Raw genomic sequence first — 8,809 nt, forward strand, 5'->3', positions numbered from 1 at the left:
AGTGTTATATGGAGTGTAAATAAATTGACCAGTTTGTTTACACCCTCTACCGTGAGTTAGATCGCTACGCTAACAATACTAATTCAATTTCTCACGCTTTTTGAAGGCTAAAATATTGTCTTGAGATCCCATGTCTTGCACATCAATAATTACTTCAACATGCTTGTTTTCTTCAGGTATGTTATTCCACATGGCAACATTCATTTGATGCATTCTTGCGGCTTGAGACTTTAAAAGTTCTTTGTAATGAGCAAGTCTTCCATCTTTCTGCTCTAACTCTGCTTTGAGTTTTTTTACTTCCTCTCTAGCTTTGATATAAATCGGGTGAGCACGCACAACTTCACCTGACACATCGCTCGATCCATGAATACGCTCTGCTTCTGCGCCTTCAATCATTTTTTTTGTTTCGGGATAACGCTTTGCTGCACCATTAGATAGCCCAGCCTCTTTTTCAACATTAGCAACAACAATCTTGAGTTTGTTGGCACTTAGTTTTCGCTTCAACTCCCTGTGGGTCGGCTGTTTGTCAATAAGACGCTTCAGAGCTTCTCTCAACTGCTTTTCTGTTGAGCTTAATTCCGTTCTATCTGTCATGTCTTACGCCACCATTATCGTGTTTATAACTAAACTCCGCACATCTTCTGCAAACTCATACTTATCATGGTCGAATCCCAAATCATCCATGATCGCCTCTGCCGCTTTTACCTGCATAAAGTATTTAGTTGCGGCACTGGAGTTCAATTCACCGCATTCTTTTAGAAACTCAATATTTCTCATCGCATCCATGCGAGAAGATTCGGCATAAACAGCGTTTTCAATAAAATCGTATTCGCAGTCCACACACTCACTTAAATCAATATTGATGCGCATTGAACATTGAGTGTTGGTGCAATACATACTAGGAGCAACGGCATGTAAGTGCGCCTTACCGTTAGTTAACTGATCAATCCAATAATCAATTGATAACTTGCGTTTGTTTACCCCATTTTCAAAATAGCTTTCACCTTCACGACTGATTTCAGCAACCATTGCTTGACCTTTGCCACCTGCAATCCGTTCACCGTTCGCCATTTTTTGATATATGAGAGCAAAAATTTCAGCCTTTTGAGTGATCCGCTCTTTGCTAATTTCACTGTAAAGCTGTTCAAATGAATGGGCATTACGGGCATACCATCTCGTCATCGCCATCGACAAATGTGACAACTGTTGCTTCAAAGCAGGGAAAGAACATAGCTCATAACCAATTAGGTAATAAGCAAGTGAGCGTCTTGTCTGATGTGTCGTAAAGTGAAACTTATCTCCCAGTTTAAAGGACTTCTGGGCTGGGTCTGAGGCTTGTAAATAGCCCATATCTTCAACCGTCAGAATAAAATCAAATTTGTCTTTATTAAAATTCTTTTTGATTGATTTACCTAGCGCCGCCTTTTTTACAGGCTTGAAATATTGATTGTTAGCCAAATTTGCGAACATTCGATGTCTGTCCTTTTCTGCAAACCTGTTTCGATAAGGCGTATGAATGGAATTTAACACATGAAATGCTTTCCAACCCATTTCGGTGGTAACAAAGGTGTCGTTTTTGGTTTGGCTGTTTAGTGTAATTTTTGATTGGCGTGTACTTAAAAAGTAAATAGTTTCATTACCAGTATCGGACTCACAGCCATTTTTATCGAACATCATTTTTTGCGTCCCGTAGACAGGGCTAATTTTGTACAACTCGTCTACACGCATCCCTGATAGCGCTAAACATAACCACGAGGATTTTGCGCTCAAACCGACCAAATACCTTTTAAAATCACTCCACCCATAACAAGTGTCACCAATCCATACTTTGAAGTTCTTAATTACACTTTGACGTGGCTCAATAAAGGTTTCAAGCGAGATGAATATTTTCATCCATCGTGGATCTTCACCTTTATCAGCCAAGGCAACCCCTTCATTGTCGAGCGCTTGGGTAAATCGTTCCCATGTTTTTCGATACCCTTTAATAGGTGAATAACTATATCCATTTCTTATTTTCAAAGTTATATTTATTACTTCATTATCATAATAGGAAATCATCTTCTCAACCGCTTGTTCGATTTCATCTCTCAATCCATAGGCGTTTACGACATCTTTGCTGTACTCTGTCAATGCCGAAAAATAGATCCTAGGAGGGATCACTAATTTACCTTCCGACACCTCAGGTCTTGTGTTAAACATCTTATGAGTCAGATGCGAAAAGTTAACCTTGAAGGGCAGTAAGCCTTTTAAAGCGGGAAAAGAGTTTAACCCTCTAAATGGGTGGCTTTTAGATATTTCAAAACATCCTTCATCAACCAAAATTTCAAGGTGCTCTAGATTTAACTCTTCAAATGAAGTGATGCCACGCTTAATAAGTTGAGCAATATCATTCCGAAGAACGTTTACTTTAGTTTTGATGGAACCCAGCTCTATGTGCTTAGCTGAAAACCACATATAAGCTAATGCCGCGCATTTCATTTGATTAACCAAGTGACGCTCATTTTGACGAAGAGCAATGACATTCTCACCTTGTTCTAGCTCAATATTAAAATACAGGTTCGCTATGCCTTTTGCTTTACAAGCAGACTCTCTAAACGCCCATAGATCTTCCTCAAACAAGATAGTCTTTTTCTCATCTTGATAGACAACCATCTTGTCTAATTCTTCCCAGTTACCTCGCAGTAGTGCAGGGAGAAGTACCTGCTGCAAATAATCTTCTTGATCGCCAATGGAGCGCATAGCACCTAATGTTAAGTCTAGATTTTGTGGGTTTTCAAAAGTCAACATAGGTATTCTCCTTATAGAAACTGAGTAACGGAAGATAACGAGTGAAAAAGCGGATAACGTCCTTTTTCTTCAAGTAAATCTTCAGCTTTCTCAATAGTTTCAAAAGGAAGGTCATCAAGATGTTCTTGAAAGCGTTCTATCTTTGACTGGATAACCGAAGCGCGTTCTGGGTATCGATCAATAGCCTCACTAAACACATCGAGAAAGCTCAGTAATTTATAAATTGCGTAAGGGTCATCAACGAGTTTGGCGCTTTTACAAAAAGGGCAAAGATCGTATTGATAGCAGGTGATGTCGTCCCCCTCTTTAATAATTCCCATTTCCTCTGCAAATTTACGCGCTGCATAATGCCAATCTTTCTCTGAATTAAAATCAATTTTACCGTCACAACTAATGCCGTTTGGGTTCGTTGGTTGATTGCGTTTTTTCCAAACCTCGTACTCTAATACGGGAATTTTTAGCTCTGCCTTGACCGATTCTATGGCTTCATTGCGTGTCTCGCCTTCTGCTATGCGAGATAGCGCCATTAGTCCTTGCGAGACTTGCTTATTGTTTTGCACAGGGTGCCCGTTACGGTATTTTTTATCAGCCGTGTCAATGCTGTGCTGCAAAATCTTTTGGGCGGTCATTCCACGCTCTTCTGGTTTGTATTCTAAATCAGAGTGAGTAACACGAATTCGTCGAGAGTTAATGTTTAGAAAGTAATCACCATAACCAATACCGCAATAACTTAACATGCTCGCGCTAATAGGAACCTCACCTTCCTGCCACTGATAAGTCATTGACTTTGTACCTAAAGGCAGTAAGAAAGGAGGTTTGGTTGCATTAGAGCGTCTACCTATACCACCAAGACTACGTTCCTTTGGTAACGGGTTTCTAGTTGCTGCATGACATTCAACTAATTGAAGAAAAGGTAGGTGTTTGGCTGTAACAGTAAATTCGCCTTCCGAGCCATCGACATATTTAAAGGAAACAGTGATCTCTCCATTAACATCTTTCTCAGCATAGTGCAGTGGTATCAGTGCGTTTCGAAGTGAAACATCCGTCATACATGAGAAAGCTGCGTAAGCTATAGGGGTTGATCTTTTTGTTGCAGTTCTTTTATTAAGATAGATGACCTGTTTATTCATTGTCCTTGCGCCATCTTCTCTCTGGGTCCAATTGAAGATGGGCATATTTTGATTCTCAACAATGTCGGTGTAGGTTTTTATCAAATGCTCGGTTAATTCACCTCTTCGGCTAGAAAGCAAATTTAAGTTCTGCGATAGCTTCAATAAAGCATGACTCACATTGACCTTGTCTTTTTCTCCTTCTTTATCAAGAAAATATATCAATGTATCAAAAGGATCATTGCTATAGGATTTAGAGAGGAGTTCGAGAGTTTGAATAAAAGTGATTCCGTCTATTTTTCCAACAGCGTCGCGCTTATTGATTTCGGCAACAATAAACCCTGCCTCTTTTTCAATAGCTTCGGGATGCAAGTTTTCATCTGAACCTGCAAACAACGCTTTTACGTCTTTTGAAGCGCGACTTTTGTAAGCACGAACTTGAGCAGTTTTCGATGTGCGACCTTCTACCTTCGATGTAATCACTTTAATGGGATGGCGAACATCTTTTATTACTGTGTCGTTAAATGCAGTGTAGTAGGCAAATAGGGTGTAAGCTGCCGCCATGCATTGATTAAACGGACTCACAGAGCCGTCCTTGCCCCTCAGTGTAATTGTGATATCCCGACCATTATTTCTATCAACTACAATGCCTTCTAAGCATTGAGGCGGAGGGGCTTCGGGGTTTTCCTCTTTAAACGCAATAAGTTGAGTTGCTAGAGAGAAAAAGAATAGTTGAGTTCGTTTAACTAATGCATACCATTCACTTGATGTATACGGCTGTGTTGATGATTCACTATTCTTTATTGAGAAGGGTTTAAGCGTGGCTTGCCACTCTGACACATCAAAATCAAGCACTGTAAGTAGTATATCGAGTAAGGTCTTTTGGATAAAAGCAGTGTCCTCCAACAAGCCAGCCTCTTCACCGTCATGATACTGAAAATGATATCTTTTTGGCTCATTAGCCGCGTTAACTAAACGCCACAATTGACCTGAGTTACCAACGTAAGAAAGGTATCCCCCCTGAGAAAAAGGGTCGAGCATATTAAAGTCACAAAAAGAAATATACTGCTTTAAACTCGATAATTTAACTCTTATATAGGCTTCACTACTTTGATTTTTTCTCTCTTGATTAACCCACGCCCTTAGCTTTTGCATCCTATTCAATCGAGACGGTTGTACTAATGGTTTTTGAGGGTCACACTGCTCATGGCACCAATCAAGAAGGTTATATTTGATACTGTATGCCATCCCTCGTTGATGCAATTCAAAGCTCAAGTCTAATGAAGTGACATTATCCTTAGTCTTTAGTTGTGTGATTGGTTTATGTTGATTTCTGGAAACAGATAAGCGACTTTTTGCCATGTGATCATCTCAACGTTTGTTGTGCGAATTGATTTTTACGCTGAGCGAATTCCGACCAGGTTTTATCGTCATTCATGTAGCTAATATATTTTTGGGTAGTAGCGGTACTTTCATGCCCCATTAAATCAGCCAACTCCGACATCAGTGCTTCAAAGGGCTTGCGTGTTTGAATGTGTTTGTTGTACAGCCAGTCAGTTGCGAAAGTGGCACGTAAATCATGAGTGGCAAAATAAATATCAAATCCGCTAATAATCAAATCATTGCGTACCGCTTCCACATACTTTTGAATTGTATTTGGGGCGTAGATACTGCCATTCGATTGAACGAATAGATGGTTATGGCGTAATAATCCGCTTTCAATTGCATCCTTCCTTACCTTGCTTAGCTTGTACTCGTACAAAAGATCCATAACATAGTCTGGGATTTCAATCGTTCTATCTTTTCTGTATTTGGTTAGGCAGCCGTTAATACGCTCACCAATTGGCACTTTAACCACTTTAGCTTTTGGTTTATCTACGACAGAAGCAGGAAAGGTTATCAGTTCCTCCAATCTCAACCCAACCTCCGTTTTTAAGTACAGCATAAGGGCTTTAGTGTCAGATGAATTTTTAACATCGAGATATCGGTAAAGTGCTTGTTTTTCATCTTCACGGAGTGGACGAAGCTCTCGGATATCAGCATCTTGAGGCTTCTGTATATTTTTGAATGGTTTAGTGAGACCTGTTGTATACACGATAATATCTTTACCGTGATAGCCATTAAGATGTGAGAGCATGTCATGTTGCGCTCTCTTATTTTTGTTCCGTATGCGAACTTTCTTTGCCAAAAACTCAAATGGGCGGAAGGTCTTGCTGATTGGAACGATCCGTTGGCGGTGAAGGTAGGTGTAGTAAGCGACAACTTTTAGCACATAGCTCGACGCAGTACTGGGAGAGCCTCCGATTTTTCCGTTTTCATCTTTGATATAAAGATTCTCTAATAGATAATCACGATATCTAACGACTGGACTTTCTTCTATCTTCTCGGTGCAGTCATATATTGTTAAGGAGCGCTTCTCTTCAACCAACACACCTGTTCTTGGGTCAATATGTTCAGGGATTTCTAAGTTCATCCAACGATAGAAGCTTAATAACGCGACTGCATGGGATTCGATTGTCTTAACGGAGGATATATCAGGATTTGACAATAAAGAGTGGAGGTATAAGTTCACTGGCACCACATTCATGCCATCAGGGTCAATTAAAATCGGAAGTGCATGAATAAATGATTTTGAATTGCCTTTTACTTCATGGATGATCTCGCCACTGACAGGGTCTGGCCTGCTTATATATGAAGGATATTTATCCGTATTGACCCACATAAGGCAGTAATCAACACCGAAATCATCTGGAAACGAACCATTCTGTTCAATCACATTGCTACCACAACTAGCTCACGTTATGGTTTTAGCCTAGTCTAACAGAATCCTTATGTCTAATTTTTTATACCAATAACTCTCCAACTTGTGACTCTAACAAAATTCCCAACCTTAGTTCTGGATTTACACCAGATTCCCTTTTCGGCCATCTATACCGCTAGATAGCACCAGCTGAGGGCGATACTATGGCTCTATTAAGAATTTGTCTAGTACTGATTGGTATAGGCTACCTTTGTTGCTTAACAATTGATGACTAATTCAGGACAACACTGGACAAGCGCGAGGGATTGAATAAAATCTGCGCTCTTTATTATTTGAATGCACCATACCCAAGCAAAGGTAATACCATGGCGACTCTTGATGTAAACCCACAACACTACCAGCAACAGTTGGCGGAAAAGACCGAGCGTCTGACCCAAATGTTCGCACAATACAACATGCCTCAGTTGGAAGTGTTTGAATCACCAGAGCAGCATTACCGTATGCGTGCAGAATTTCGAGTTTGGCACGAAGGTGATGAGCTTTATTACATCATGTTCAATCAAGAAACGCGTGAAAAATACCGCGTTGACCAGTTTCCTGCGGCCAGTCGTTTAATTAATGATTTGATGCCACTTTTGGTCGATGCACTTAAAGGCAGCGACTCACTGCGTCATAAACTTTTCCAAGTCGATTTTCTCTCCACTCTTAGTGGTGAAGTACTGGTTTCTCTGCTTTATCATCGCCAACTCGATGAAGAATGGATAACCCAAGCAAAAGCATTAAAACAGCGTCTCAATGATGAGGGATTCAACCTCAATTTGATTGGCCGTGCACGTAAAATGAAAGTCGTGCTCGATCGAGATTTTGTGATTGAGAAGCTGAACGTACATGGTCAAAGTTATATTTATCAACAAGTGGAAAACAGCTTTACTCAGCCAAACGGTACTGTCGCACAAAAAATGTTGGAATGGGCCGTTGACTGCACGCAAGAGAGCCAAGGCGATTTATTGGAGCTCTACTGTGGGAATGGTAACTTTTCACTGGCATTGGCGAAAAATTTCGAGCGAGTGCTCGCAACCGAATTAGCCAAACCTTCTGTTGATTCCGCCCAATACAACATTGCGGCGAATAAAATAGACAATGTGCAAATCATCCGCATGTCTGCCGAAGAGTTTACTCAAGCAATGGAAGGTCAACGTGAGTTTCGCCGTTTGCAACAAGCGGGAGTTGATCTCAAAAGCTATCGTTGCAACACCATTTTTGTTGACCCGCCGCGCTCGGGTATGGATATCGATACCTGCAAAATGGTGCAAGGCTACGAGCGGATTGTGTATATCTCCTGCAACCCAGAAACCTTAAAAGAAAATTTAGACACTCTGTGTGAAACACACAAAGTGACTCGTTTCGCGCTATTCGACCAATTCCCTTACACCCACCACATGGAAGCGGGTGTGATGTTGGAGCTCATTAAATAAGGATTTAAAAGGGTTTTAATTGTAGCAAAAATCGTTATGGGTACGGCTTGGGGTACGGGAGTGATAAAAGTCTAACTCCAAGCCATCACAAGAAAAGGTTCGTTACCTTAATAGCCCCTTTAACTAACAGCTAAATATTACCGCCTTGAGATAGAACCTCTTACACGCTGTACAATTACAGCATCATGGCTAGTGAAGTGGTTTAAGCTTGAGAGTTTGGTATATATTGGGCTGTTCGTAAGCTCCAATTCATCTGCATATACGTTGAGGGCATTGAGGAGCCAACCACCAAGTGCAACGATGGCACCACCCTTGATTCCTGTCATCTCCATTCCAACTCCAGCAGCGACAGAAGGGAATCCTGATATATTTAATCGCGACATTTCGTTTTTTATTTTTTCAATTTTAGCCACTTCTTCCCTGAGTTCTCTCAGCTTATGAAACCGCTCACCTTCATCCATACCAGCAAACTGATTAACGATATTGGGTAACGAACGCATTAAGCTATTAGACAACGCTGAGTCGAGCTCAAGAATGTCCATATCGTTATCAATAGCAAATATTTCATTAAGCAATGTACCTAACTCAGATTCTTGAATCTTCTGCGAGTGGGAGCGAACGCCATTGTAAAAACCAGCGATCACCTTGCAGGCTGGCACTTCTGAATATTGCTCCCG

Annotated in this window: 5 protein-coding genes and 1 pseudogene; 1 reads left to right on the forward strand and 5 read right to left on the reverse strand. The window is 40.8% G+C overall.

Translation table 11 applies throughout. The features are described 5' to 3' along the window. Positions 1–78: 78 nt before the first annotated feature. Genes VOR_RS0111375 through VOR_RS0111390 form a run of 4 tightly spaced genes read right to left on the reverse strand, consistent with a single transcriptional unit; the run spans position 79 to position 6,672 of the window. On the reverse strand, positions 79–594 hold the full coding sequence (locus VOR_RS0111375; RefSeq protein ID WP_010319828.1) for a hypothetical protein: 516 nt from the start codon (positions 592–594) through the stop codon (positions 79–81). 3 nt (positions 595–597) lie between these two features. Further along, the gene (locus VOR_RS0111380) at positions 598–2,787 is read right to left on the reverse strand and encodes an integrase (protein ID WP_010319829.1); all 2,190 of its coding nucleotides are present in this window, start codon (positions 2,785–2,787) and stop codon (positions 598–600) included. Between the two features lie 11 nt (positions 2,788–2,798). Next, on the reverse strand, positions 2,799–5,258 hold the full coding sequence (locus tag VOR_RS0111385; protein ID WP_010319830.1) for a hypothetical protein: 2,460 nt from the start codon (positions 5,256–5,258) through the stop codon (positions 2,799–2,801). Positions 5,259–5,262: 4 nt separating this feature from the next. Next, the gene (locus VOR_RS0111390; RefSeq protein ID WP_010319831.1) at positions 5,263–6,672 is read right to left on the reverse strand and encodes a tyrosine-type recombinase/integrase; all 1,410 of its coding nucleotides are present in this window, start codon (positions 6,670–6,672) and stop codon (positions 5,263–5,265) included. Between the two features lie 350 nt (positions 6,673–7,022). On the opposite strand from VOR_RS0111390, the gene trmA reads away from it, so the two are divergent. After that, complete coding sequence (trmA, locus tag VOR_RS0111395) at positions 7,023–8,132, forward strand: tRNA (uridine(54)-C5)-methyltransferase TrmA (RefSeq protein ID WP_010319832.1); 1,110 nt, start codon at positions 7,023–7,025, stop codon at positions 8,130–8,132. Between the two features lie 137 nt (positions 8,133–8,269). Here trmA and VOR_RS18870 read toward each other — a convergent pair. Further along, positions 8,270–8,809: pseudogene (locus tag VOR_RS18870) on the reverse strand (hypothetical protein); the annotation flags it as partial.

Origin of the sequence: Vibrio ordalii ATCC 33509 (assembly GCA_000257205.1) — a bacterium.
Classification (GTDB): domain Bacteria; phylum Pseudomonadota; class Gammaproteobacteria; order Enterobacterales; family Vibrionaceae; genus Vibrio; species Vibrio ordalii.

What these genes read in the sequence shown, in the direction of transcription:
- trmA (WP_010319832.1), top strand. Translation starts at nt 7,023, where the DNA reads ATGGCGACTCTTGATGTAAACCCACAACACTACCAGCAACAGTTGGCG.
- VOR_RS0111380 (WP_010319829.1), bottom strand. Translation starts at nt 2,787, where the DNA reads ATGTTGACTTTTGAAAACCCACAAAATCTAGACTTAACATTAGGTGCT.
- VOR_RS0111385 (WP_010319830.1), bottom strand. Translation starts at nt 5,258, where the DNA reads ATGGCAAAAAGTCGCTTATCTGTTTCCAGAAATCAACATAAACCAATC.
- VOR_RS0111375 (WP_010319828.1), bottom strand. Translation starts at nt 594, where the DNA reads ATGACAGATAGAACGGAATTAAGCTCAACAGAAAAGCAGTTGAGAGAA.